The sequence below is a fragment of the Roseomonas alba genome (assembly GCF_019430885.1).
GTDB classification, from domain to species: domain Bacteria; phylum Pseudomonadota; class Alphaproteobacteria; order Acetobacterales; family Acetobacteraceae; genus Neoroseomonas; species Neoroseomonas alba.
In genome coordinates this window covers 48,894-74,040 of sequence record NZ_JAHYBZ010000006.1, presented here as the reverse complement: position 1 = coordinate 74,040, position 25,147 = coordinate 48,894, and the positions used below count along the sequence as shown (strand labels likewise).

Genomic DNA, 25,147 nt, shown 5'->3' with positions numbered 1-25,147 from the left:
CTATCCGATCGCTTCGATCCGCCCGTCGCGCAGCGCGACCATGCGGTCGAAGCGATCGAAGATCTTCTCGTCATGCGTGACGACGAGGATCGCTGCCTGCTGTTCCTGCGCCACCCGGCGCAGGAGATCCATCACCACCCGCGCGCGTTCGGAATCGAGCGCGGCGGTCGGCTCGTCGGCCAGGATGACGCGGGGATGGTTGGCGAGCGCCCGGGCGATCGCCACGCGCTGCGCCTCGCCGCCCGACAGCCGCGCGGGCATCGCCCCGGCCCGCCTGCCCACCTGCAGATAGTCGAGCAGTTCCCGCGCCCGCTGGCGTGCCGCGGCGGGTTCCGTGCCGGCGAGCGTCATCGCCAGCGCGACATTGTCGGTGGCGTCGAGGAAGGGCAGCAGGTTGTGGAACTGGAAGATGAAGCCAATGCGCTCGCGCCGCAGCCGGCGCAGATCGGCGACGTGGTAGCGCCCGTCCCACACCACCTGTCCGTCGAGCGAGAGGCGGCCGTCGCTCGGTTCCAGGATGCAGGCAATGATGTTGAGCAGCGTCGATTTTCCGCTGCCCGAGGGGCCGCGCAGCCCGACCACTTCGCCCGCCGCGACATCGAGATCGACGCCATCGAGCGCGCGCAGCGCCGCATCGCCGGTGCCGAAGATGCGCGTGATGCCCTCCACGCGCACGAGCGGTGCCGTGCTCATCCGCCGAGCGCCTGCTGGGGTTCGATGCGCAGCGCCGCACGGATCGAGACGAGGCTGCCGAGCAAGCAGATCAGCCCGATCACGCCCGCCATGGCGAGGACCTCTGTCGGGCCGAGTTCGACCGCGCGGGGGAAGCGGTCGCGCGTGGCGAAGACGATGGCGAGCGCCGCGACATAGCCCGCGGCTCCGAGCAGCATGGCCTGCTGCAGCACCAGCCCGATGATGGTGCGGTCGGCTGCGCCGATCAGCTTCAGCGTCGCAATCTCCCGCAGCTTGTCCATGGTCATGGTGTAGATGATCAGCGCGATGATCACCGCCGAGACGAAGAGCAGCACCACGGTGAACATGCCGAGCTGCATGCGCGCGCGGTTGACCAGCGAGCGCGTCAGCACCTCCGACTGTTCGGCATCGGTCAGCGCCGCGAGGTGCTTCCAGCGTCGCACGGTCTCGGCCACGGTGGCGGGATCGGCGGCGGGATGCAGGCGCGCGATCACGGCATTCACCGTATCGAGCGCGCCCGGCCCCGCGCCTGCCGCCTGGGCACGCCGCGCCGCCGGCGGCGCGAGCTGGAATTGCAGCTCCTGGCTGTCGCGCAACGTCACGAAGACCAGCGGATCGCCGCCCGAGGCGACCAGCCCGCCGGTGAGGCCGACCACGCGGTAGCGATCCCCGCCGAGCAGTACTGTCGCGCCAAGCGCGAGCCCGGCACGTGCATCCGCCACCATCTCGAAGCGCGCACCGCCGAGATCGCGGCCGGCGGCGACGGTCGCGGGTCCACCCGGGCGGCCGGGCTCGAAACCCATCACCTGCACGCGGACCAGGCCCTGCGGCGCCTGCATCTCCGCCGAACGCAGCGTGACGGCGCCGGCCGTCGCGACACCGGGCAGGCGCGCGACCATCTCCCGCACATCGCCGGGGATGCGTGACGCCTCGGCAAAGGGGCCGCGCGTGCCGGCTTCGACCACCCAAAGATCGGCGCGCAGGCTGTGCGTGAGGGCGAGCGCCTCGGCCACCACGCCGCGGTAGATGCCGACCATGGACAGCGCCACGCCCATCAGCAGCCCGAGGCCGAGGCAGGTCATCAGGAAGCGGCCGAGACGATGCCGGATATCGGCGAAGGCGAGATTCACGGCGCCGGCACCGCGCGTGCGGCGCGCCCGACGGCGAAGCCGGGACCGGTGCGGGTGGCGATCGGCAGATCCTCGGGCAGAGCATCGGTGATCGCGGCGCTGCCATCCATCAGCCGCGCGGCGAAGCGCACCCGGCGGCGCGCGAGGCGGCCGTCCTCGATCACCCAGACGGTGCCGGCCGCGCCGTCGAAACCGTGAATGGCGTTTTCCGGCACCAGGCGGGCGCGGGGCAGGCGGCCGGTCTCGATCACCACCTCGGCCTGCTCGCCGATGACGGGCATCTCCGGACAGGCCAGGCAGCGGACATGGACGCGGCGCTCCTCGGTCACGCGGTCGGCTTCCAGCCCGATGCGCACGACGCGCGCGGCGACCGGGCGGCCGGGGCGGCTGCGCAGCGTCACCGTCGCCGGCTGGTCGAGGGCGATGTCGCCGGCCCGGCCTTCATCGACATAGGCGAGCGCCCAGAGGCTGTCCGGCGCGACCAGGGTGAACACTGCCTCGCCGGGATTGAGCGCGGCGCCTGCCTCGCGGCTGCGCGCGATGACCAGGGCGTCGAAGGGTGCGCGCAGCGTGTGCTTGTCGAGCGTGGTGCGTTCAGCCTGGAGATTGGCGCGGGCCTCGGCCTGAAGGGCGCGGGCGACAGCGGCATCGGCACGGTTCACCGCGAGGTCGGCCTGGGCGGTGGTGGCTTCGGTCTCGGCGAGTTCGGCGGATTCGGAGCTGCCGACGCCGCGGCTGGCGAGCTCCCGCCGCCGCCGCGCGGTGGCCTGGCGTTGGGTGAGCAGCGCCTCGGCGCGTTCGCGCTGCGCCTCGGCGCGCTGCAGGGCGGCGTCGGCGGAGAGCATCGCCGCCTCGGCGCGGGCGAGGCGCGCTTCCTGGCTCGCGCTGGCGAGCCGGGCGAGGGGAGCACCGGCGGGGACGCGGTCGCCATGGTCGGCGAGCACCTCGACCAGCGTGCCAGGCACCTCGAAGCCGACGCGGGAGAGCACGCGCGCTTCCACGGCACCGAGGCCGAAGACCGTGACGGGCACATCGGTCTGCACCGCGGCGACGGGGACGGGCAGGGGCCGCTGGGTCGCGTACCACCAGCCGCCACCGGCGAGGGCGATCGGTACGGCAAGGAAGGCAAGGAAGCGCAGACGCATGCGGCCGACCTGAATGTACGGGGCGGCTTATAAAGCCGTTGCGCGGCCGGTGCCTAGGGCGGAGCGACGACGGTGATCAGCCTCGGTTGTCGCGACGGGGGGGGGCCGAGCCCCCCCGCCCTCCTCACACATTCGCGCCCTCGATCACATCCCCGAACCGTTCCCAGTGCTCTCCGCTCCACTTCTGGAGCTGCATCTGCCGGATCGGGTGGAAGTTGGTCGGGCTCGTGTTCACCTTGATGCCCGGCAGCAGCAGCGGGATCTCGATGTTCTGCAGGTTGGCGACCTGGCGCATGATGTTCTCGCGCGAGAAGTCGCCGTCGCATTGCCGCAGCACATGCATCAGCGTGGTCGAGCAGTTGTAGGCGGTGACGTAGCCACTGTCCGTCTGGTCGCCGTCGGGCAGGTACTTGGTCATGAAGGCCCGCCATTCGCGGAAGTGCGGATCGTCCGCCCAGGCCGGGTCGGTGACGTCCTTCTGGTAGGCCGAGGTGATGATGCCGACGCCGCGCTCGGCGCCGGCGGGGCGCATGACCGCGGCGACGGAGATTGAGACGTTGGAGAGAAAGTGCATCGGCTGCCAGCCGATGTCGTGCACCTTGCGGATGGTCTGGGCGGCGAATTTCGGCGTGGCCGCGGTGACCAGCACGTCCGCGCCGGTGCCGCGCAAGGACACGATCTGGGAATCGATGGTGGGGTCGGTGACCTCATAGGTTGCGACGGTGACCATGCTGTCGAAGCGCGAGCCCAGAACGTCCTTCACGCCGATCAGATAGTCCTTGCCGAAATCGTCGTTCTGATGGAGCAGCGCGACCTTCGCGTTCGGCTTCTGCTCGAGCATGTGCTTGGCGTAGATCTGCGCCTCGGTGCGGTAGCTGGGCTGCCAGCCGATGGTCCAGGGCGTGTCCTGGTAGTTGCCCCATTTGTCGGCGCCGGTCGCGAGGAAGAGGTGCGGCACGCGGCGCTGGTTCACATAGCGCACGATGGCCGAATTCGAGGGCGTGCCGAGCGTGTGGTAAAGAAAGGCGACGCGGTCCTGTTCCACGAGGCGACGGGTCTGTTCGACGGAACGCGGCGGGCTGTAGCCGTCGTCATAGGAGATGTAGTTGATCTGCCGGCCGCCGACGCCGCCCTGGTCGTTCATCATCTTGAAGAAGGCGGCATCGCCGCGCCCGATCACGCCATAGGCCGAGGCCGGGCCGCTATAGGGCATGAAGTTGCCGATCTTGAGCTCGGTCGCCGTGACGCCGACGGTCACGGCGCGGGCGAGGCGCGGCGCGGCCAGCAGGGCCGCTGAGGCACCGAGCATTGCGCGACGATGGATCATGTCTCTGGTCCTCCCAGTGGTGTTTGTCAGCCTTGAGACCGCTGCCGCAGCAGCGCGCCGATCCGGCGCGGGAAGCCCGCGAAGCCCTGCGGCAACAGGTAGAGGAAGAGGATGAGGATCACGCCATAGATCACCCCTGGCGCCGCGCGGGCGATGGATTCCGCGAGGTTGGGGACGAAGACGACGAACAGTCCGCCGAAGATCGGCCCGACGATCGACCCGACGCCGCCCACCACCATGCCGACAAAGAGGTTGATGGAGAGCTCGACGGAGAAGCTGTCGGGGGCGACGAATTCGACGGCGATGGCGCTTAGCGCGCCGGCCAGGCCGGTGATGGCGGCACTCAGCGCGAAGGTGCGCGTCTTGATGCGGGCGATGTCCATGCCCATCGCCTCGGCCGCGATGGGATTGTCGCGGATGGAACGCATCGCGCGCCCGATGCGGCTGTGCAGCAGGTTCGCCGCCATCAGGAACAGCAGAGCCGCGATGACCAGCACGAAGAGGTAGAGATATTGGTCATTGTCGAGGCCGGTGAATTCCGGCGCATCCGGCTTGACCAGGAAGGTGCCCTGCACGCCGCCGGTCCAATCCTCGACACCCTTGTATTTCAGGATCTGCGGAACGGCGACGGCGACCGCGAAGGTGGTCAGCGCGAGGTAGAGCCCGCCGAGACGCAGCGCCGGGAAGCCGATGCCGAAGCCGATGACGCCGCAGATCGCCGCCGCGATGGGCAGCGTCGCCCAGTAGGGCACATCGAAATGCGTCATCAGGATCGCGGTGGTATAGGCGCCGACCGCGTAGAAGGCGCCGTGGCCCAGCGAGATCTGGCCGTTGAAGCCGGTGACGATGTTCAGCCCCAGGATCGCGATGGCATAGGTCGCGGCGAGCGTGAGCTGGAATAGCTGGTAGGAGCTGGCGAAGGCGATCGGCACGGCCGCGATGGCGACGAAGCCCCCGAGCACGATCAGGATGCGCAGCATGACACCGTCGCGCGCGGGCGTCGCAACAGGTGCGAGGGTTGCGGCGAGTGGGTTCTGGCTCGTGCTCATGGCGTCAGACCCGGCTCTGCACGACGCGGCCGAACAGGCCGGATGGCTTGACCAGCAGGACGCAGATGATGATGCCGAGTGCGAGCGTCAGCTTGAGCTCGGTGCCGACGAGATAGGCGCCGCCGAGATTCTCGATGATGCCGACGGCGAAGCCGCCGATCACTGCGCCGCCCGGATTGTCGATGCCCCCCAGCAATGCGCCGGCGAAAGCATAGAGCAGGATGCCCAGCATCATGTTGGGTTCGAGGAAGACCACGGGCGCGATCATCATCCCCGCGATGGCGCCGATCGCGGCGGCCAGTCCCCATCCCAGCGCGAGCATCCATCCCACGCGGATGCCGACCAGGCGCGAGGACGATGCGTTGAACGCCGCCGCGCGCATTGCAAGACCGAGCTTGGTGAAGCGGAAGAACACATAGACGATGCCGAGCACGCCCAGCGTCACCGCCGTCGATCCCAGCTCATGCCCCGAGATCAGCCCGCCGAGCAGCGGGTGGTCGGATTCGAAGGGGGAGGGAAAGGCCTTGATCGTGTAGTCGAAGATCCAGCCCATGGCGTTGCGGAACACCAGCAGCAGCCCGATGAAGACCCCCACATTCGCGAGCACCGAGGCGTTGTGCATCGGCTTGAGCATCACCCGCTCGATGAACACGCCCATGGCGAAGGAGATCAGGATCGTCAGGACGAAGGCGATCCAGTAGGGCAGGCCGACATTGATCAGCGTCAGCGCGATATAGGTCGAGAAGGTCGCCATCTCGCCCTGCGCGAAGTTCAGGTGGTGCGTCGACTGGTAGATCATGACCAGGGCCAGCGCGACCGAGGCATAGATGCCCCCCGTGGCGATGCCGGCGACGAGCTGATGGGCGAGTCCCTGCATGGTCTTCCCTTCAGTAGCCGAGGTAGGAGCGGCGGATCTGTTCGTCCTCGCGGATTTCCTGCGCCGGGCCGGAGACGACGATGCGCCCCGTCTCGAGCAGATAGGCGCGGTCCGCGAAGTCGAGGGCGAGGTTGGCGTTCTGCTCGACGATCAGGATGCCCACGCCCTGCGCCTCGCGCACCTGGCGCAGGATGCCGAAGATATCCTGCACGATCAGCGGCGCGAGGCCGAAGGAGGGTTCGTCCAGCAGCAGAAGCCGCGGCCGCAGCAACAGCGCGCGGGCGATGGCGAGCATCTGCTGCTCGCCGCCCGACAGCGTGCCGGCCTGCTGCTTCCATCGCTGCCGCAGGCGGGGAAAGTAACCGAACATCTGCTCGAAGTCGGAGGTGACTTCGCGATCCTTCCGCACATAGGCGCCGAGCTTGAAGTTCTCCTCGACCGTCAGCTCCATGAAGGTGCCGCGGCCGTCGGGGACATGCGCGACGCCGCGGCGGGCGATGTCTTCCGTTGCGCGGTTGTCGATGCGTTCGCCGGCGAGGGTTACCTCGCCCGTGGTGCGGACCATGCCGCAGACGGCGCGCAGAGTCGTCGTCTTGCCCGCGCCGTTCGCGCCCAGCAGCGCCGTGACGCCGCCCGCATCGACGGTAAGGTCGATGCCATGCAGCACGCGTGTCTGGCCATAGCCGGCGTGCAGGTCCCGCAGCTCAAGCAGCGCGGTCATGCGGGGCCTCGCCGAGATAGGCGGCGATCACGTCGTCGTTGTTGCGGACCTCGAAGGGCGTGCCCTCGGCGATCTTCTTGCCGAAATCGAGCGCGACGACCTTGTCCGAGACGGACATCACCAGGTTCATGTGATGCTCGACGAGCAGGATCGACAGGCGGAATTCTTCCCGCACGCGGCGCAGCAGGCCGGCGAGCTCGTCCACCTCGCCATGGTTCAGCCCACCGGCGGGTTCGTCGAGCAGCAGCAGCCGCGGCTGGCCGATCAGGGCGCGAGCCATCTCGACGCGCTTCTGCGTGCCGAAGGGCAGGGAGGCGACCGGGACTTCGGCGACCGATTCCAGATCCAACATCGCCATCAGGCGCTGCGCCTCGGCGCCGAGCGCCGCGGCTTCCCGCCCCACCCAGGGCAGGTGCAGCCCGCAGGCGAGGAAGCCCGCGCGGCCCAGATGATGCGCGCCGGCCAGCACGTTGTCGCGCACCGACAGCGTCTTGAACAAGGCGAGGTTCTGGAAGGTGCGCCCGATGCCGAGCCCGATCATGCGATGCTTCGGCTGGCCGGTGACCGTGCTGCCGGCGAAGCGGATCTCGCCTTCATTCGGGCGGTAGATGCCGCTGATGCAGTTGAAGAGCGTGGTCTTGCCCGCGCCGTTCGGGCCGATCAGGCCGCAGATCTGCTGGTCCTCGACGGTGAAGGAAACGCCGCCCACGGCGGTGACGCCGCCGAAGCGGACGACGATATCGCGGACCTCAAGGAGCGCAGCGTCGGTCATGCGCGCAGCACCGCCACGGCAACAACTTCACCTGCGCACACACCGCGTGGTGCGGAATGACGCATGAACCCTCCCTGGCTGCGGCCCTCATCGAGGGGCCGCTTCGCCTTGGCGGGCATTCAAGGTGCCTTGGTCCGCGCGGCGCAAGCCAAAAGGGCAGGGAGGATTGTGACTATTCGTTCATGATCGGCGCACGCGGGCGCGAAGGGAAGGTCGAATGGAGAGGGGCAAAGCCCTCCCCCCGCCGCCCCTTCCGCCGCGCCTCAGACCTTCCCCGCGTAGGACTTCGCCATCCCCTCGCCGGGATCGGCCTGTGGCCCATAGGGCATGATCGGGTAGCGCAGGCCGGCCTTCGACAATCCCAGCAGTCCCTCGACAGCGATCGCGAGGTCCGCGGGTGGCAACGCCATCAGCATCTCGTCATCCGCCACGCCGCCATAGCGGCGTTCGGCGTAGCAGGGGATGGACAGGGACGGCGCGCGGTCGCGCAGGGCGCGACCCCAGGAATCGGCGCAGGCGCTCTCCCCGGTGATGGAGAATTCGAAGCGCTTGTAGTTCTTCCACTGCAGCCCGTTGACGAAGAGGATCATCTGCGCGGGGTTCGCATAGAACAGGCAGATGTCCGGCGGATCGAGACGCGCGCTGCGCAGGGGCGAGACCACCAGCCCCGCATAGCGCGGCGGGACGCGCGGCATCTCCGCCTGGTGCTTCGCGGCGGCGTCGCGGTTCTGGAACCAGACGCCTTCGAACTTGCGGCCGGAAAGATAGAGTTCGGAGGGTTCGTTCAGCCCGATCACGCCGCCGCAATTCGAAAAGCCCGGCACGTTGTCGTGGGTGATGCCCATGGTGAAGCCGGCGATGCGCGCCTGGGTCACCAATTGGCAGGTGGAGAACTTCCGGCCTTCCGCGGGGCGGCGCAGGCCGGGGACCTTCGCCATCTCCTCGGCATCGGCGAAGAGCTTCATGCCGATCGGCAGGGTGCGCAGGCGCAGCAATTCGGTGAGCTGGCGGGCGAGCTCGGCGACGTGCTTCGCGTCGAGCGTCGGTGCCTCCGCCAATGCGGCATCGGTCATGGTCGGTTCCTCCTGTTGCCCGCGATGATGCGCGGATGCGGGCAGGAGGCCAAGAATGGTTGAAGCCGCCGGTCCGCGCGAACCGACGGCTTCAGACCGAACCGGCACTAGGGGATCAGACGGCCGGCGCGGCCTCCCGGGCCGCGGCCATGGCCGCGAAGGGGCATCCCTGGCCACGACGCTGGCGCCGCACCTCGGCGGCGTAGTGGCCGGGCTTGTGTTCCTCGGCGCTCGCCGGGATCACGACGCTCTCGCGATAGGCGTTCCACTCCGCATCGCCCCACTGGGTGAAGGCGTCGGTGGTGGTCGACGCGCTCATCACCGCATCGGCATAGGCGAATTGCGGGACGGGCATGACCTGAAGGATGGGGCGGAGCTGCGTGATCTGCACCGGCGTATCGGTGCGCGTCATACGGATATTGGTGAAGAGCGGCCCGAACCACTTGTCGAATTCGACGATGCCCTCGAACTGCTCATAGGCGGCGGGTCCCGGCAGGTTGGCGGGCGCGCGGGTCAGCAGCGACCAGCCCGGCGCGGTGCGCACGAACAGCCCGGTCCACATCTGGACGACGCCGGGTTCCGGCAGGCCGGTCAGGAAGGGCGGGGAGAAGCCGCGGATGTCCTCGGGCACTTCCTCGTCGAAGCGCGCGCGGAAATGCGGGTACTGCACGGCGCCGAGGCCGAGCGGCATCCATTCATGCTCGAGCTCCTCGCAGGTCCAGAGGATCTCGTGGCCGTCCCACATCAGGGAGAAGTCGAGCGGCGCGGTGATGTGCCAACCATAACCGGAGGCCGTGGTGACAGCGTCGCAGTAGCGGAAGGCGCGCGTGGGCAGGCCACCGAGGGCCGAGCGGTCGGCGCGTTCGGGCGCCGGGATCCCGGGGATCAGGCGGTGGAAGGCGGCGATCGGGGTGCGGTCCGGGGACATGGCGGCAGTCCTTGGTGGCGCGCGGTCAATATCGGGGGCGGGGGCTCCCGCCGGGAGGCCCCCAGCTCCAGGTGTTCAGGCGCGGCGGATGCCGGCGCCGATGCGCACCGTGCCATTGTCGGCGACGGAGGCCTTCGGGGCGCGGATGCCGGCGCCGGTGCGGACGGTGCCCTGGTCGGCGACGGAGGCCTTCGGGGCGCGGATGCCGGCGCCGGTGCGGACGCTGCCCTGGTCGGCGACGGAGGCCTTCGGGGCGCGGATGCCGGCGCCGATGCGGACGCTGCCCTGGTCGGCGACGGAGGCCTTCGGGGCGCGGATGCCGGCGCCGGTGCGGACGGTGCCCTGGTCGGCGACGGAGGCCTTCGGGGCGCGGATGCCGGCGCCGATGCGGACGCTGCCCTGGTCGGCGACGGAGGCCTTCGGGGCGCGGATGCCGGCGCCGATGCGGACGGTGCCCTGGTCGGCGACGGAGGCCTTCGGGGCGCGGATGCCGGCGCCGATGCGGACGCTGCCAGAGTCAACGATCTTGGAAGTGGTGGTCACGGTGAGTTCTCCAGGGGTTCTTTGAACGGCCTGGCAGCGCCAGACCCCCTCAACTTGGCGTTGATTTCCCTGGAGAACAAGTAAACATTCCTACTTGTCAGGTTTTTTCTTCTAGGTAGACTAATGAGATAGGAAATTGGTCAGGGTGATTTGTTGATGAGCTGCTTAAAGGCCTTGACCATGACTCAGGCGAACGGGAGATTCATGCGCGGCTAACGTCGTTAACGCGCAATTAACGGAGCGGGCATACAACTATTTGGTTAATTTTCACCCGCAATACTTGCCTATCCGGTTGGGGTCGCGATCCGCCTCGCCGGGCGCGGGCACGATGACGCCGCTCCGCAACGCTGTGACTCAGGACCAAAGCCGATTGCGACGGTTGGTGAAAGCCTGGCAGCACGTTAAGAGAGCGTGATCATGTCAGATTTCGCCGTCCGTCCCAGCAAGGACAGCAGACCTTCCGAGGCCCCCGACCTGTCGGCGGTCCCCATGGCTGCGGCCCCTGCCATCCGGTTGCGAATCACCATGCTTGGCCGGATGGATGTGCGCGCGGTCACAGGCGAGCCGCTCCTGCCCCGTTCGCGCAAGACGCGAGCCGTGCTCGCTGTGCTCGCGCTCGAATCGCCCGGACTGGTGTCCCGGCAGCGGCTGGCCGACCTGCTCTGGAGTCGCCGGGGGGAGGAACAGGCCCGCGGGTCCTTGCGCCAAGCCCTGCACGAATTGCAGGAGACGCTGGGCGCCGACGGGCGCGGCCTGATCTCGGCGACCCGCGAAACGGTGTCGCTGAATGACGAAGGCGTGTGGACGGATGCCCGTGCCTTACCCGCCCTGGCGCGCGACCGGGTCGAGGCGCTGAACCTTCTTCAGGCCGAATTGCTGTCCGATCTCGACGGACTCGATGCGGCCTTCGATGCTTGGCTTGCGGAGCAGCGCCGCCGGCTGCGTGAGGTCGCGCTAGAGGCCGCCACGGCTCGCCTTGCCGCCGCCACGACGGCCGAGTCGCGTGCCCAGGAAGCGCGGCGCGTTCTCATCATCGATCCGGCCCAGGAACCGGTCTGGCGCATCATGATCCGTGCCGAGGCCGAGCGCGGCGACCGCGGTGCCGCCTTCGCCGCCTGGGAGGAATGCCGGCGTGTCTTCGCCGAGCGGTTCCGCAGCGCGCCTTCCCCGGAGACCGCCGCATTGGCGGAATCGCTGCGGGGCGAGGCGACGGTGATGCAGCCCCAGCCGATTCGGCGCGCCGTGGTGCGCGGCGCGCGGCTTGGCGTGCTGCCTTTCAAGGTGCTGGGGGATGAGGCGGACGCCGAGGTCTCGCTCGGCCTGGCCGGTGAAATCACCGCCGCGCTGGCGCGGTTCCGCTGGCTGGTGCTGGTCGATTCGGCCTCGGTCGCCGCCGCGGAGCGTCAGCAGTCGGGCGAAGGGGCGCTCGATCTCGACTTCACCCTGTCGGGCACGGTCCAGCGTGCGGGTGGGCGGGTGCGCGTCACCCTGCGTCTGACGGACCATCGTCCCCCCGAAGCCGTGGTCTGGGCCGAGCGATTCGATCGCGATGCCGGCGACCTGCTCGCCCTGCAGGATGAGATCGCGGCCGAGGTCGTCGCCCGCGTCGACCCCGAGATTCTGCTGATCGAAGCCAATCGCGCCGCTGCCCGGCATACGGTCATGGCGACGGCCTATGACCTGCTGCTGCGCGCGATTCCGGCGATCTACCGGCTCGATCGGCAATCCTACGAACTTGCCGGGGCCATGCTGACGGAGGCGACGAGGCTCGAGCCCGACTACGCGCCGGCCTTCGCATGGCATGCCTATTGGCATCTGTTCCTGGTCGGCCAGGGCTGGGCGCCCAATGGGGCGGATGTGCTCGCCAAGAGTGAGGAGCTCGCCACCCGGGCAGTGGCGCTTGATCCGTCGGACGCGCAGGCGCTGGCTATCCTCGGCCATGTTCGGGCCTTCCTCCACCACCGTGTGGCGGAGGCGGTCACGCTCTATGAGCGTGCCCTCGCATTGAACCCGAACCTGCCCATGGCCTGGGTCTTCTCCGCGCTGGCGCTGTCCTATCATGGAAAACATGAAGAAGCACTGAAGCGCTGGGATCGGTACAAGCGTCTCGCGCCGCTGCATCCGCATGCCTTCTTCTTCGACGCCGCGCGGCTGGTGCCGCTGCTGATGATGCGACGGCACGAGGAGGTTGACGCTGCCGCCCGGCAGGTGACCGCGCTGCATGCGGGATTCACCTTCCCCTACAAGATATGGCTTTCGGCGCTCGGCCATCTCGGCCGGATGAAGGAGGCGGAGGAGGTTCGCCGCCACCTGATGGGGATCGAGCCCGATTTCGACCTGGCCAAGGCACGGGAGCGGGCGCCGCTGCAGGAGACGCACGACCTCGCCCACTACCTTGCCGGGCTGCACAAGGCGGGGCTGACCTGACGGCCGTCACGCCGGCCGGATCATGTCCCCCGGCCGGATGGTCCCGCCTTTGCGGATCAGGCAGTTCAGCCCGCTGCGGTTGATCAGCGGCTTGAAGACCTTCTTGCCGAGGAGGTCTTCGAGATACTGGCAGGGCACGTTCAGCCGCCCGCCATAGAGGACAACATCGCCGACGCGAAATTCCCGCCCGACCAGGTGATTCAGCGGCACGCCGGCAGTCGTCAGGTTGCGCCGCGTCTCGTGCGGCGGCAGGTCGATGCGGTGGTCGCGGGCGAGGGCGTCGAGCGTCTCCATCTCGATCAGCGTCACCTGGCGGTCCGGCGCCGGCTTGTGGCTGTAGGTGCCGAGGCCGGTGGCATAGCGGTCGCCCGCGATACCCACACCCTCGACCAGCCGCGCCGCGTCGAGTTCCACCATGGGCGCGGAGGCTGCCGGCGCGATGTGGATCGCCAGCAGCACGCCGGTGAAGTCGTGGCCGCTCACCGCAGCAATTCCGCTCACCGCAGCAGTTCGGCCGCCGCGCGGGTCAGCGCGCCGTCCGGCGACCACAGCGATTCCAGCACGCGGAAATGGTCCGCGCCGGGGATGGGGATCAGCGGCCCCGGGGCCTGGGCCTCGGCGCGCAGGCGGTGGAAGACACGGGACTGGCGGCGCAACTCCGGCAGTTCCGCCCCGCCATAGACCACCGCGATCGGCTTCTGCACGACGGGGCGGCGGATGGGGGAGAGATCGGCGATCTCGGCATCCGTCAGCGCCAGCTTCGCGTTCAGATAGGTGTCGCGGATCGGGCCGAGTTCATAGATGCCCGACATGGCGACCGCCGCCGTCACCGCCGGATGCTCGGCCGCCAGCGCGGCGAGGTGCCCGCCCGCCGACCAGCCGGAGACCACGATCGGCCCGACGATGCCATGCTGTGGCCCTTCCGCCGCCAGCCAGTCCAGCGCGCGGCTGATCTGCCAAGTGATGGCGGTGAGCGACGCCTCGGGCGCCAGCGTGTAGCCGGGCAGGGCCGCCGACCAGCCCATGGCCAGCGCGCCTTGCGCGAGGATCGCGAAATCCTCCCGCCGGTTACGCTGCCAGTAGCCGCCATGGATGAAGACGAGGCAGGGCGCGCCCGCATCCGCGCCGGGGAAGAGGTCCCACTTCTCCCGTTCGGCCTCGCCATAGGCGAGGTCGAGATGCCCCGTATGGGCCGCGCGGAAGGTGGCCGACGCCGCGTTGCGCGCGGCGACCTGCTGCGCGCTGTCGGGCACCATGTCGGTGTTGTTGTAGGCGTCGTCCCGCTGCTTCTGCGGCCAGGACGACCAGCCTTCAGGTGGGGCGTAGGGCGAGGTCATGGCGCGATCACCCGGATCGGGGCGCCGGCGTTGAAGGCCTCGATGGCTTCCACCGCGCCGTTGAAATAGGCGCTGTAGTTCTGCTGCGAGACGTAGCCCAGATGCGGCGTCAGCATGGTGTTGGGCGCCGACAGGATCGGATGGTTCGGCGGCAGCGGCTCGGTGTCATAGACGTCGAGGCCGGCGCCGGCGATGGTGCCCGCCTTCAGCGCGGCGATCAGCGCGTCCTGGTCGATCAGCGGCCCGCGAGACGTGTTCACGATGTAGGCCGTGGGCTTCATCTGCGCGAGATCCGCCGCGCCGATGATGCCCCGCGACCGGTCGGACAGGATCAGGTGCATCGTCACCACGTCCGAGGTGGCGAGCAGCGTCGCCTTGTCCACCCGCGTCGCGCCGATTTCGGCGGCGCGTTCCTCGGTCAGGTTCTGGCTCCAGGCGACGACCTTCATGCCGAGGGCGAGGCCCACCTTCGCCGCCCGCGCGCCGAGCTTGCCGAGGCCGACGACGCCGAGCGTCTTGCCCTCGGTCCCCATGCCCACGACGGTTTGCCAGCCGCCGGCGCGCAGCGAGGCCTGCTGCGCCGGCAGGTCGCGCATCAGGTTCAGGATCAGCCCCCAGGTGATGTCGGTCGTCGGATCGCCGTAGGAGGGCGTGCCGCAGAAGGTGATGCCGCGTTCGGCCAGCGCCGCGGCATCCACCCCGCGGTTGCGCGCCCCGGTGGTGACCAGCAGGCGCAGATTGGGCAGGCGCTCGATCAGCGCGCGCGGGAAGGGGGTGCGCTCGCGGATCCCCAGGATGCCGTCGAAGGGTTCGAGTCGCGCAACCAGCGCGTCCTGATCCTTCACCGTGTCGCGGAAATGGGTGATCTCCAGGCCCTTCAGCCGGTCAAAGGGGCCCATCTGCGTGGCGGCCCCCTGATAGTCGTCGAGGATGGCGAGGCGCTTCAGGGGCACGGCGGGCTGGGTCATCAGACGATCTCCGGTTATGGCGCCTTGATCGCTCCCTCCTCATCCTCGCGCAAGGCGCGCAGGGCGTTGAGGATGACGGCGACGTCGATCGCCTCCTGCAACAGCGCGCCCTGGACGGGGGTGAGATAGCCGAAGGCGGCCGCGACCATGCCGAGGGCTGAGAGGCCGATGCCGGCCGCCACACTCTGCCGCGCGATGCGCAGGCTGCGCCGGGCGATACGGATGGCGCGCACCAGACGGTCGAGCCGATCGACCAGCAGCACGGCGTCCGCCGCCTCGCTGGACGCCGCCGCACCGCGCGCGCCCATGGCGATGCCGACGGCGGCAGCGGCGAGCGCCGGCGCGTCGTTCACCCCGTCGCCGATCATCATGACGGGTCCGGCCGCGCTTTCGGCCAGCACGGCCGCGACCTTGCCCTGCGGCGTCTGGCCCGCGATCACCGCGTCGAGGCCGAGCGCCTCGCCCACCGCCCGGGCCGGCGCCTCGGCATCGCCCGAGAGCAGCACGATGCGCGGAATGCCGCCGCGGCGCATGGCGGCGAGCATGGCGGGGGCGTCCGGGCGGATCGGGTCCTCGAAGACCAGCACGCCCCCGGGGGTGCCGTCGATGCCGAGGAAGACCAGCGCGGCGCCGGGCGGCTGACCGGGCGGCGCGGCCGGGGTGGGGCCGCCGATCGCCGCGGCGACGAAGCGCGCGCTACCGATCGCGACGCGCCGGCCGTCGACCAGGCCGGCAATGCCCTCGCCGGGCGCTTCCTCGACCGCGACGGGGGTGGAGAGCATCAGGCCGCGCGCCGTCGCCGCCTCGACCAGGGCTTCGGCCAGCACATGGCGCGAAGCCTGGTCGAGCGAGGCGGCGAGGCGCAGCGCTTCCTCCTCGGGCGTGCCGTTCTCCGGCAGGATGGCGGCGAGGCGCGCGCGCCCGATCGTCAGCGTCCCTGTCTTGTCGAGCATCAGGATGCGCGCGCGGGCCATGGTCTCGAGCGTGCCGCCGCTCTTCACCAGCACGCCGATGCCCGCCGCCCGCGACAGGCCGGCGATGATCGCGACCGGCACGGCCAGGATGAGCGGGCAGGGGGTCGCGACCACCAGCACGGCCAGCGCCCGCACCGGGTCGCCCGTCATCGCCCAGGCGCCGCCCGCCAGCAGCAGGGTAGCGCCGAGGAACCACAGCGACCAGCGATCGGCGAGGCGCGCCATCGGTGCCTTGCTGGCCTGCGCGGCCTCGACCAGGCGGACGATGCCGGCATAGGTGCTTTCGGCCGCGCGGTGGGTCGCGACCAGGTCGAAGCTGTCGCCCGCATTGACGCCGCCCGAGGGCGCCGCCGCACCGGGGGCGAGGCGCTGCGGCAGGGGCTCGCCGGTCAGGGCGGAGAGGTCCAGCACGGCGGCATGGTCGGCGATGGTGCCGTCCACCGGCAGCGCCGCGCCGCGCGCGATCAGCAAGCGATCACCGGGCGCGATGGCGTCGAGCGGCACCTCCTCCAGCCCCTGCGCGCCATGGCGCATCGCACTGCGCGGCACGCGGGCGAGCAGCGCCGTCATCTCCTGTCGCGCGCGCTGGCGGGCGCGGGATTCGAGGAACTCGCCGCCCGCATACATCAGTGCGACGACGGCGGCGGCGAGGGTCTCCCCCAGCACCAGCGCGCCCGCCATGGACAGCGCCGCGATCAGGTCGAGGCCGAACTCGCCCTGGCGGAAGCCGATCCACAGATCGCGCAGCAGCGCCGCCAGCACCGGCAGGGTGGCGAGGCCGAACAGCCAGGTCGCCGCGGCGTGGCCGAGCAGGACCGCGAGCAACCCCGCCGTCAGCCCCGCCGCGGCGATGCCGAGCAGCAGCATGCGCTCGCGCGCATCGGTTTCCATCAGGGCAGGCTGATGCCGGCGAGCGAGGCGCGCAGCGGCGCGGGCAGCGGTGTCGGCTGCTTCTGCGTCGCGCGGTCCACATAGACATGGACGAAATGGCCTTCGGCGCTCGCCTCATCCTCCTCGTTGCGGAAAATGCCGATCTCGTAGCGCACCGAGGTATTGCCCGCGCGCCCGCAGCGCAGGCCCGCGGTCACGCTGTCGGGGAAGGCGATGGGCGCGAAATACCGGCACTGGGTTTCGACCACGAGGCCGATCACCGGGGCAGTCGCGATGTGCAGGAAGCCCGTATCCATCAGGAACCGCGCGACCACCGTGTCGAACCAGGAATAGTAGGTGACGTTGTTGACGTGGCCGTAGACGTCGTTGTCCATCCAGCGTGTCGGGATGGTCAGGAAGAAGCGGTAATCGGCACGCGTGCCGCGGTCCTTCGCCACAGGGGCCTCCGGGATCGGTGATGGGACCCGCGGGAGGCTGGTGAGGGGTTCGGCATTGGTGTGAAGCGACCTCCGCGCGGCACGCCATCCTGCGGCAGGACGCACGGATTCGTAACCCCGCCGATTCGCCCCTGGCGCGGCCTGCGAACTTCGCGCCATAACCTGTTGCCCCGACACGGGCGCCGAACGGCGCCCTTCGCCGGGACGACCCTCAACGCTATATCTGGTGGCTCAGTGGGGCTGACGGACACAATCCGTATGGTCTCCGCCCCAGACGACCCGCTCGGGAGATCCATGTCCGCCGCGCCCAGGCCCGAAACGTCGCCCCGAATGGAACCGTTCCGCCTGCGCGGTGCGAATTTCAACCTGCTCGTGCTGCGCCTGCTCGACCCGCGCCCCGAGGCGGTGGTGCCGGCGATCGGCGACCAGTTCCGCCGCGCGCCGGGCTTCCTGCGCTTCGCGCCGGTCGTGCTCGGCCTCGATGACATCGCGCTGCCGGCGCATGAGGTGGATTTCGCCGGGCTGATCGCCGGGCTGCGCGAGCTGACCATCGTGCCCATCGGCACCACCGGCGGATCGCCGGAACTGCGCAACGCGGCCATGGCGCTTGGCCTGCCGCCGGTGCGCTCGGTGGGTGGGCGGGAGGAGGAGGCGCCGCTCGCGGCCGCCGCCGCCGCGGCGCCCGTTGCCCCCGAACCTGCGGCGCCGCCACCGCCGCCGCCCGGCATGGCGCGCCCGACCATGATCGTCGAGCAGCCGGTGCGCGCCGGGCAGCGCGTCTATGCCGCCGGCGGCGACCTGATCGTCACCGCGACGGTGAATGCGGGGGGCGAGGTAATCGCCGACGGCAATATCCACGTCTATGGCGCGCTGCGGGGACGCGCCATCGCCGGGGGCGGGAACAATGCCGAGGCACGTGTTTTCGCACAGAACTTTGACCCCGAGCTCATCTCGATCGCCGGCTATTACGCGGTGCGCGAGGGGCTGACGGGGGCGCCGATCGGCAAGGCGGTGCAGGTGCGGCTGACGGGCGAGCGCATGCGCTTCGACCCCATCTGACGCAGCGCCACAGGGGATTGAACGAGGAGGCAGGGGAACATGGCACAGGTCGTCGTCGTCACTTCGGGCAAGGGAGGCGTGGGTAAGACCACATCCTCCGCCGCCTTCGCGACCGGCCTCGCGCAGCGGGGCAAGAAGACCGTCGTCATCGATTTCGACGTCGGTTTGCGCAACCTCGACCTCATCATGGGTGTCGAGCGGCGGGTCGTCTTCGACATCGTCAACGTCATTCAGGGTGAGGCGCGGCTGAACCAGGCGCTGATCCGCGACAAGCGCGTGGATTCCCTGTCGATCCTTCCGGCATCGCAGACGCGCGACAAGGATGCGCTGACCAGGGACGGTGTGGCGAAGATCATTGAGGAACTGTCGAAGGAGTTCGACTACATCCTCTGCGACAGCCCCGCCGGCATCGAGAAGGGCGCGCTGCTCGCGCTGTATTTCGCCGACCAGGCGATCGTGGTGACGAATCCCGAGGTGTCGAGCGTCCGCGACTCCGACCGCATCCTCGGCGTCCTGCAATCGCGGTCCAAGCGCGCGGAGGAGAAGAAGGATCCGGTGAAGGAGCATCTGCTCGTCACCCGCTTCGACCCCGCCCGCGTCGAGCGCGGCGAGATGCTGAAGCTCGAGGACATCCAGGAGATCCTGTCGATCCCGCTGCTTGGCGTGATTCCGGAAAGCGAGAGCGTGCTGAAGGCGTCCAACACCGGCACGCCGGTGATCATGGATGCGGAGAGCCTGGCCGGCCAGGCCTATGCCGACGCTGTCGCGCGCTTCCTCGGCGAGGATCGGCCGCACCGCTTCATCGAGGCCGAGAAGAAGGGCCTGTTCAAGCGCCTGTTCGGGGGGAGGGCCGCCTGATGTCATGGATCGACTTCTTCCGCGGCAAGCGCGCCGAGGCGCCGCAGAGCGCCTCCGCCGCCAAGGAGAGGCTGCAGATCGTCCTGGCGCATGAGCGCATCGGCCGCACGCGGGAGGATTTCCTGCCGAAGCTGCAGCAGGAACTCGTCGCGGTCGTCGCGCGCTATGTCGCGATCGACCCGGGGAAGGTGAATGTGAACCTCGACCGTGGGGGCGACATGTCGACGCTCGCGATCGAGATCGAACTGCCGGCACCGGCGGCGATGCGGATGGCCGTCAACGCGCGGTGAGGCGCGGGGGTTCGGCCCACTCAGACGCTGGCAGGAATGGAGAGGGGCTCTGCCCCTCTCCGCACCACGGCCTGCCAGGCCATTTTTGGTGCCCGGCACGACGGTCGTGCAGGAGCCCCTTCAAGCGCCCTTCGTGCGCAAGAGCGGGTCTCGGTGCCATTCTGGCCGTGGCGCACGACGCCACGTGATGGTTTCCAAAGGCCTCGGGCCTTTGGTGGGGTGGCTTGGAGGGGCAAGGCCCCTCCAATGCAACAGCCGAGATCGCCGGGCCATCACAGGGGCTCTTCGACCCGGCGGCTTTCCCGGGCGCGCAGCAGCGCCGCCACGACGAGCCCCGTTCCCGCGGCGACCGCCCCGATCAGGAACACGCTGCCATAGCCGGCGCGATCCGCGAGGAATCCCGCAAGCGGTCCGGTGAGCCCGTAGGCCAGGTCCTGGAACGCCGCGAAGCTGCCCATCGCCGTGCCGCGCAGGCGCGGGTCGACCAGGCGCACGACCTCGCGTCCCATCGAGGGGAAGACCAGCGAGCAGCCGAGCCCCGTCATGAAGGCGCCGACCATCGCCGGCAGCGCATGCCCCGCGCTCCAGATCAGCGCCTGGCCGACGGCCTCGACGCCGAGCGAGATCATCGCGACGCGCAGCCCGCCGAGCCGGTCCGGCAGATGCCCCAGCAGCAGCCGGACCACCACGAAGCCGCCGCCGAAGGCGGTCAGCCCGAGCCCTGCATGGGCCCAGCCGCGATCGAGGAAGAGCAGGGCGAAGAAGGCACCGATGGCCGCGAAGCCGATGCCCTGGAGGCAGACGATGGACCCGTGCGGCCAGATGGCACCGAGCACCTGGCGCAGCGCCGTGCGCGGTCCCGCCGGATGCGCCTCGATGCCCGGGATGCCGCGGATCGCGAGCAGGCCGAGACAGGGCAGGATGGCGCCCACCAGCATCGTGCCGGCGAAGCCGACGCTGCCGAGCAGCGCGAGCCCGACCGGCCCGCCGACGGCGAAGGCGCCGTACATGGCCGCCCCGATCAGGGCGAGCACGCCGCCCGACCGTGCGGGCCCGCCAATGCCGATGGCCCAGGCGACGACGCCGACGGTGACGAGGCTCTCGCCGATGCCGAGCACCACGCGCCCGGCCAGCAGCACCGCATAGGCCGCGGCGGGCATGTCCGGCATCGCGCCCGACAAGGCCGAGACCAGCGCGCCGGCGATGTAGAGAAGCAGCCCCTGGCCGAGTGCCGTCTTCGGCCCGCGGCGGTCGGAGATGCCGCCGGCCCGCGCGCGGCTCGCGATCGTGGCGAGGAAGACCATGCCCACGCCGAGGCCCGCCGCGACATTGCCGAGGCCGAGCCGGTCCGTGACGAAGACCGGCACCACCGGCAGCGACATGGCGATGCAGAGGTAGGAGAGGAAGAGAATGCCGACGAGGCGAATGAGGTTGCGCGGCGCCGGCTCTCGCATCGAATGGAAAGCCATGAGGGGATCCCTGGCTATCCTCGGAGGCGGGGCGCAAAAAAACGCACTCCGACCCGCGAGGATCGTTGAGTGCGTTGGTTGACGTCGAACGCTTACGGCCGGGGCAATCCGGCTGCGCGGGCGTTTACGCGGCGGCGGACTGATTGGCAACCCGGAAGCGGCGGTTCACAGTTTCGATTCGATCGGCAGCCAGCGCAGCACCCGCGCCAGCATCCGCAACCCGAGCGAGGCGAAGGGTTCCCGCCGCAGCGTCGTCACGCCATCCGTCCATTGCAGCGCGCCGTCGGCGGCCAGGCTGACGCGCCAGCTGCATCCCGGGCTGACCAGCCGGTCGTATTCGGCGCGGAGCTGCGCGGCGACGCGGGCGTCGTCGACGAAGGTGCCCATCTCCGTGTTCAGCGCGATGGAACGCTGGTCGAGATTGAAGGACCCGACGAAGCTGACCCGGCCGTCGATGACGAGCGCCTTGGTGTGCAGGCTGGCGCCGCGCGATCCGAAGACGCTCATGCCTTCCTCGCCGCTCGGCTTCAGCTCGTGCAGCGTCACGCCGGCGGCGAGCAGCCTGTCGCGATAGCGCGCATAGCCGCCATGGACCGCGGCGACATCCGTCGCGGCGAGGGAATTGGTCACGACGGACACGCGCACGCCACGCGCGAGCAGCGCCTCGATCATCGCCGCCCCTTGCGTGCCCGGCACGAAGTAGGGGGAGATGATCAGCGCCTCATGCTGCGCCGCCCGGAGGGCACCGTGGATCGCGGAGGCGAGGCAATGCAGCGCCGGGATCGCCGCCTTCGCCTTGTCCGGCGGATCGGCGACGACACGGATGGCCTCGCTGGGCACCGCGAGGAAGGGGCTGCCGGCGCCGCCATTGAGCAGGTGCGTGACGAGCGGCGCTTCGGCCAGGCGCTCGAAATAGGGACGCGCGGCCGGCGAGGACCAGGCCGCATCGAGCCGCCGCGTCAACTTGCGCAACGCACGGCGGCGATAGGCGGCGCGGCTGATGCGACGCAGCGGCCGGGCGAGGTGGTGCGACCAGTAATTCTCGAACTCGCCGCGCATGGCCTGCACCGGCGGACCGCGCAGGATCAGATCGAGGTCGCGGAAGTTGAAATGACCGGAGGCGTCGAAATACTCGTCGCCGATGTTGCGCCCGCCAGCGATGGCGCAGGCGCCGTCCACGATCCAGGCCTTGTTGTGCATGCGGCGGTCGAGATGCCAGCCGCCGAACAGCATCTCCAGCACCAGGCCTGGCGGGCCGAAGCGGCGCCAGGATGTGGCGTTGAACAGCCGAACCTGGATGCGCGGATGGGAATCCATGGCGGCCAGCACGCGTTCCGCGCCGATCGCGTACATGTCGTCGAGCAGCAGCCGCACGGCGACACCACGGTCGGCGGCGTGGATGACCTCCCGCGCCAGCAGCGTGCCGGTCAGGTCGCCATGCCAAGCGTAGTATTGCAGATCGGCCGTATCGGTCGCCGCGCGCAGGGAAGCGACGCGGGCGGCAAAGGCGGTCAGCCCATCCGGGACCAGCGCGACGCCGGCCGGTGCCGCCGAAGGACCCGTCCCGATGGCAGCCTGCGTTGCGGCCGACATGGCACGGGCGCGGCTCAGGCGGCCGCGGCGAGGGCCGCTGGGCGGGCGGCCGCGAGGTCGAGATGGGCCGTCAGCGGCAGATGGTCCGAGGCGACGCGCGACAGCGGCGTTTCATGGGTGGCAAGGCCGCCCAGCAGCCCGGTCGGCCGGCACAGGATGCGGTCGAGGCTGAACACCGGCAGGCGTGAGGGGAAGGTGGGCGGGCCGGCATCGACCGGGCCGAAGTCGCGTTCGAGAGCGCGCAGGGAGGAACGCGGTCCGGGGCGCCATTCGTTGAGGTCGCCGAGCAGAAGGATGGGCGTATCGTCCGCCTCGGCGATGCTTTCGAGCAGGGCGTTGACCTGCTGCGCGCGATGGCGGCGCAGCAGGCCGAGATGGGCGGCGACAACCCGCACCCGGCCGCTGGCGAATTCGAGCTCGACCATCACCGCGCCGCGGGGCTCGCCACCGGGCAGGCGCAGGCGGCGTGCCTCGATCATGCGGGCATTGCGGGCGAGCAGCGCATTGCCGTGCCAGCCATGGCCGCCGCGGGCCATGGCGAGGGGCATCATGGCGAGCCCGGTGTGGCGTTGCAGCTCCGCCATGTCGAGCAGGCCCTCGCGCCGGCCGAATCGGCGGTCGGCCTCCTGCAGGGCGAGAATGTCGGCATCCAACTCGTGGATGACGGTTGCGATCCGGCCCGGATCGAAACGGTTATCCGTGCCGACGCATTTGTGGAGGTTGTAGGAGGCGATGCGCAGGGCGCCGGGAGGCGGCTCCGCCGGCTGGCCGGGACGTGCCGGGACGCGCAACAGGCGCCGGGCCAGGAAGTCGGTGAAGGCCTGGGTGCGATCGGGCGGAAGAAGCTGCCGGCGGGACATTCTTGCCTTCCAGGGTTGGCGCCGGCCCAACGCCCGGCATGATGGGTTTACATGGATGTGCCGTCCGGCGCGATCCAGCATTGTAACGCTTTGCCACGGAAGGGGTTGACCCTTGGCTTACGAAGGACTCCGGGCGCATCGCCCGCTCATCATGGGTCGCCGTGGGGCGGTCGCGACCAATCACCCGGTCGCCACGGCGGCGGGACTCGACATCCTGCGGGCCGGGGGATCGGCGGCGGATGCGGCGGTGGCGATCTCGCTGACCCTCGGCGTGGTCGAACCGCACATGTCCGGGCTGGGGGGCGACGGCTTCTATCACCACTGGTCGGCGAAGACGGGAAAGGCCGAGACCTTCGCCGGCACGGGCCAGGCGCCGGCCGCGGCCACGGTGGCGCGATATCGCGCCGAGGGCGGCATCCCGATCGACGGGCCGCTCTCGGTGCAGACGCCGGGCAAGGTCGCCGGGCTGGCCGCGCTGCACGCGGCCCATGGCACGAAGGCCTGGGGCGCGGTGTTCGGGCCGGCAGTCGAAGCGGCGCGGGACGGCTTTGCCGCAACCCACGCCCTGCGCCATTTCTGCGGGGAGAACCGCAGGCGCATCGGTGCCGATCCGACCAGTGCCGCGATATTCCTGCCCGGCGGGGCGCCGCTGGCGGTGGGTGCGTTGGTGACCCAGCCCGCGCTCGCCGCGACTTTGCAGCGGCTCGCGGCCGCAGGCCCCGAGGATTTCTACCGCGGCGCCCTGGCCCGCGACATCGCCGCCGATTGCGCGACGATGGGCGCGTTGCCGGCCGAGGGCGACCTCGCCGCGGTGCGCCCGTTGCTGGCCCCGCCGATCGGCATCGCCTGGCGCGGCTTCGAGGTGCGGCAGACCCCGCAGCCTTCCATGGGGTTCGCGCTGTTGCAGATGCTTCGCATCGTCGAGGGCTTCGACCTCGCCGCCATGGGCTGGGGCAGCGCCGAACTGCTGCATCTGATGATCGAGGCGAAGAAGCGCGCCTTCCTCGACCGCGAGGCCGAGGCCGGACGCGAGCAGCCGGATTTCGCATCGCTGCTGTCGGATGCGCGGACGGCGGCGCACGCCAAGGCGATCGGCGAGCGTGCCGCATCCCTGCCGGTGCGGGCCATGGCCGAGGCCGACACCACCTATTTCTGCGTGGTCGATGCGGAGGGCAACACGGTCTCCGCCATCCAGTCGATCAACGGGGCCTTCGGGTCGGGCGTGACGGGCGCGCGGACGGGCATCCTGTTCAACAACCGCATGACCTACTGGCATCTCGATGCCGGGCACGCGAACGAGCTCGCGCCGGGGCGGCGCGTGCGCCACACCATGAACGCGCCGATGGTGATGAAGGATGGCAAGCCCTGGATGACCTTCGGCACGCCGGGGGCCGACAACCAGGTGCAGGTGAATTTCCAGGTGCTGGTGTCCTGCGCCATCTTCGGCTTCGACCCGCAGCAGGCGCTGGAAGCGCCGCGCTGGACCTCCTCCCAGCCCGGACAGGAATCCAACTACCCGCATGGCGGCGGCGACGTGCTGACCATCGAGCGCGGCTTCGGCGAGGCCGCCATCGCGGGTCTGCGCGAGCGCGGGCATGAGGTGAAGGTGGTCGGCGACCTGGAAGGCGCCTGTAGCGTCGAAGCGATCCGCGTGCTCGACAATGGCGTGCGCATGGCCGCCTCCGACCCGCGCCGGGACGGCTGGGCGGCAGCCTATTGATCCGCG

Annotated in this window: 24 protein-coding genes; 5 read left to right on the top strand and 19 right to left on the bottom strand. The window is 70.0% G+C overall.

Annotated features, from left to right (window positions below):
• The 11 genes from KPL78_RS17200 to KPL78_RS17150 all read right to left on the bottom strand — a co-directional run bounded on the left by KPL78_RS17200 (position 1) and on the right by KPL78_RS17150 (position 10,258).
• A complete protein-coding gene (locus KPL78_RS17200) occupies positions 1-693 on the bottom strand; it encodes an ABC transporter ATP-binding protein (protein ID WP_219764219.1) in 693 nt (230 codons plus the stop codon).
• Positions 690-1,823 (bottom strand): ABC transporter permease, encoded by a 1,134-nt coding sequence (locus KPL78_RS17195; protein ID WP_219764218.1) that lies wholly within the window; start codon positions 1,821-1,823, stop codon positions 690-692. The genes KPL78_RS17200 and KPL78_RS17195 overlap by 4 nt, the downstream gene beginning before the upstream one ends.
• Positions 1,820-2,968, bottom strand: coding sequence for an efflux RND transporter periplasmic adaptor subunit (locus tag KPL78_RS17190; protein WP_219764217.1), 1,149 nt, complete (start codon positions 2,966-2,968; stop codon positions 1,820-1,822). The genes KPL78_RS17195 and KPL78_RS17190 overlap by 4 nt, the downstream gene beginning before the upstream one ends.
• Before the next feature lie 124 nt (positions 2,969-3,092).
• Positions 3,093-4,295: an ABC transporter substrate-binding protein gene (locus tag KPL78_RS17185; RefSeq protein ID WP_219764216.1), complete on the bottom strand. Its 1,203-nt coding sequence runs from the start codon at positions 4,293-4,295 to the stop codon at positions 3,093-3,095.
• 26 nt (positions 4,296-4,321) lie between these two features.
• Positions 4,322-5,344, bottom strand: a complete 1,023-nt coding sequence (locus tag KPL78_RS17180; protein ID WP_219764215.1) for a branched-chain amino acid ABC transporter permease — start codon at positions 5,342-5,344, stop codon at positions 4,322-4,324.
• 4 nt (positions 5,345-5,348) lie between these two features.
• Positions 5,349-6,221: a branched-chain amino acid ABC transporter permease gene (locus KPL78_RS17175; protein WP_219764214.1), complete on the bottom strand. Its 873-nt coding sequence runs from the start codon at positions 6,219-6,221 to the stop codon at positions 5,349-5,351.
• 10 nt (positions 6,222-6,231) lie between these two features.
• Positions 6,232-6,942, bottom strand: coding sequence for an ABC transporter ATP-binding protein (locus KPL78_RS17170; RefSeq protein ID WP_219764213.1), 711 nt, complete (start codon positions 6,940-6,942; stop codon positions 6,232-6,234).
• Positions 6,926-7,714 (bottom strand): ABC transporter ATP-binding protein, encoded by a 789-nt coding sequence (locus tag KPL78_RS17165; protein WP_219764212.1) that lies wholly within the window; start codon positions 7,712-7,714, stop codon positions 6,926-6,928. Before KPL78_RS17165 ends, KPL78_RS17170 begins: the two co-directional genes overlap by 17 nt.
• Before the next feature lie 263 nt (positions 7,715-7,977).
• A complete protein-coding gene (locus KPL78_RS17160; RefSeq protein WP_219764211.1) occupies positions 7,978-8,787 on the bottom strand; it encodes a DUF169 domain-containing protein in 810 nt (269 codons plus the stop codon).
• A gap of 115 nt (positions 8,788-8,902) precedes the next feature.
• Positions 8,903-9,715, bottom strand: a complete 813-nt coding sequence (locus tag KPL78_RS17155) for a DUF6065 family protein (protein WP_219764210.1) — start codon at positions 9,713-9,715, stop codon at positions 8,903-8,905.
• Positions 9,716-9,790: 75 nt separating this feature from the next.
• A complete protein-coding gene (locus tag KPL78_RS17150; RefSeq protein WP_219764209.1) occupies positions 9,791-10,258 on the bottom strand; it encodes a hypothetical protein in 468 nt (155 codons plus the stop codon).
• Between the two features lie 417 nt (positions 10,259-10,675).
• Between KPL78_RS17150 and KPL78_RS17145 the strand changes: the two genes are divergently transcribed.
• Positions 10,676-12,685, top strand: a complete 2,010-nt coding sequence (locus KPL78_RS17145) for a BTAD domain-containing putative transcriptional regulator (RefSeq protein ID WP_219764208.1) — start codon at positions 10,676-10,678, stop codon at positions 12,683-12,685.
• A gap of 6 nt (positions 12,686-12,691) precedes the next feature.
• Here the strand turns inward: KPL78_RS17145 and KPL78_RS17140 are convergent, their stop codons facing one another.
• The 5 genes from KPL78_RS17140 to KPL78_RS17120 are packed head-to-tail and all read right to left on the bottom strand — an operon-like array spanning position 12,692 to position 17,292.
• Positions 12,692-13,168, bottom strand: a complete 477-nt coding sequence (locus tag KPL78_RS17140) for an MOSC domain-containing protein (protein ID WP_219764207.1) — start codon at positions 13,166-13,168, stop codon at positions 12,692-12,694.
• A gap of 14 nt (positions 13,169-13,182) precedes the next feature.
• Positions 13,183-14,022 carry an alpha/beta hydrolase gene (locus KPL78_RS17135; protein ID WP_219764206.1) on the bottom strand — a complete coding sequence of 280 codons (840 nt, stop codon included), beginning with the start codon at positions 14,020-14,022 and terminating at the stop codon, positions 13,183-13,185.
• Entirely contained in the window at positions 14,019-14,990 is a 972-nt protein-coding gene (locus KPL78_RS17130) for a D-2-hydroxyacid dehydrogenase family protein (protein ID WP_219764205.1), read from the bottom strand. Before KPL78_RS17130 ends, KPL78_RS17135 begins: the two co-directional genes overlap by 4 nt.
• Before the next feature lie 14 nt (positions 14,991-15,004).
• Positions 15,005-16,855: a heavy metal translocating P-type ATPase gene (locus KPL78_RS17125; RefSeq protein ID WP_219764204.1), complete on the bottom strand. Its 1,851-nt coding sequence runs from the start codon at positions 16,853-16,855 to the stop codon at positions 15,005-15,007.
• Positions 16,855-17,292 carry an acyl-CoA thioesterase gene (locus KPL78_RS17120; protein WP_369412771.1) on the bottom strand — a complete coding sequence of 146 codons (438 nt, stop codon included), beginning with the start codon at positions 17,290-17,292 and terminating at the stop codon, positions 16,855-16,857. The genes KPL78_RS17125 and KPL78_RS17120 overlap by 1 nt, the downstream gene beginning before the upstream one ends.
• A gap of 330 nt (positions 17,293-17,622) precedes the next feature.
• Between KPL78_RS17120 and minC the strand changes: the two genes are divergently transcribed.
• From minC to minE, 3 genes are read left to right on the top strand one after another with little or no spacing between them, the layout of a single operon-like run.
• The gene (minC, locus tag KPL78_RS17115; protein WP_255569141.1) at positions 17,623-18,351 is read left to right on the top strand and encodes a septum site-determining protein MinC; all 729 of its coding nucleotides are present in this window, start codon (positions 17,623-17,625) and stop codon (positions 18,349-18,351) included.
• 39 nt (positions 18,352-18,390) lie between these two features.
• Entirely contained in the window at positions 18,391-19,209 is an 819-nt protein-coding gene (gene minD, locus KPL78_RS17110; RefSeq protein ID WP_219764201.1) for a septum site-determining protein MinD, read from the top strand.
• On the top strand, positions 19,209-19,499 hold the full coding sequence (gene minE, locus KPL78_RS17105) for a cell division topological specificity factor MinE (protein ID WP_219764200.1): 291 nt from the start codon (positions 19,209-19,211) through the stop codon (positions 19,497-19,499). The genes minD and minE overlap by 1 nt, the downstream gene beginning before the upstream one ends.
• Before the next feature lie 272 nt (positions 19,500-19,771).
• Here the strand turns inward: minE and KPL78_RS17100 are convergent, their stop codons facing one another.
• From KPL78_RS17100 to KPL78_RS17090, 3 genes are all read right to left on the bottom strand, one after another.
• The gene (locus KPL78_RS17100; RefSeq protein ID WP_255569140.1) at positions 19,772-20,968 is read right to left on the bottom strand and encodes an MFS transporter; all 1,197 of its coding nucleotides are present in this window, start codon (positions 20,966-20,968) and stop codon (positions 19,772-19,774) included.
• A gap of 165 nt (positions 20,969-21,133) precedes the next feature.
• Positions 21,134-22,561, bottom strand: coding sequence for a phospholipase D family protein (locus KPL78_RS17095; RefSeq protein WP_219764199.1), 1,428 nt, complete (start codon positions 22,559-22,561; stop codon positions 21,134-21,136).
• 14 nt (positions 22,562-22,575) lie between these two features.
• Positions 22,576-23,421, bottom strand: a complete 846-nt coding sequence (locus KPL78_RS17090; RefSeq protein WP_219764198.1) for an endonuclease/exonuclease/phosphatase family protein — start codon at positions 23,419-23,421, stop codon at positions 22,576-22,578.
• 112 nt (positions 23,422-23,533) lie between these two features.
• Here KPL78_RS17090 and KPL78_RS17085 point away from each other — a divergent pair, with 112 nt between their 5' ends.
• Positions 23,534-25,141 carry a gamma-glutamyltransferase family protein gene (locus KPL78_RS17085; RefSeq protein ID WP_219764197.1) on the top strand — a complete coding sequence of 536 codons (1,608 nt, stop codon included), beginning with the start codon at positions 23,534-23,536 and terminating at the stop codon, positions 25,139-25,141.
• The last annotated feature ends 6 nt before the right edge of the window (positions 25,142-25,147 follow it).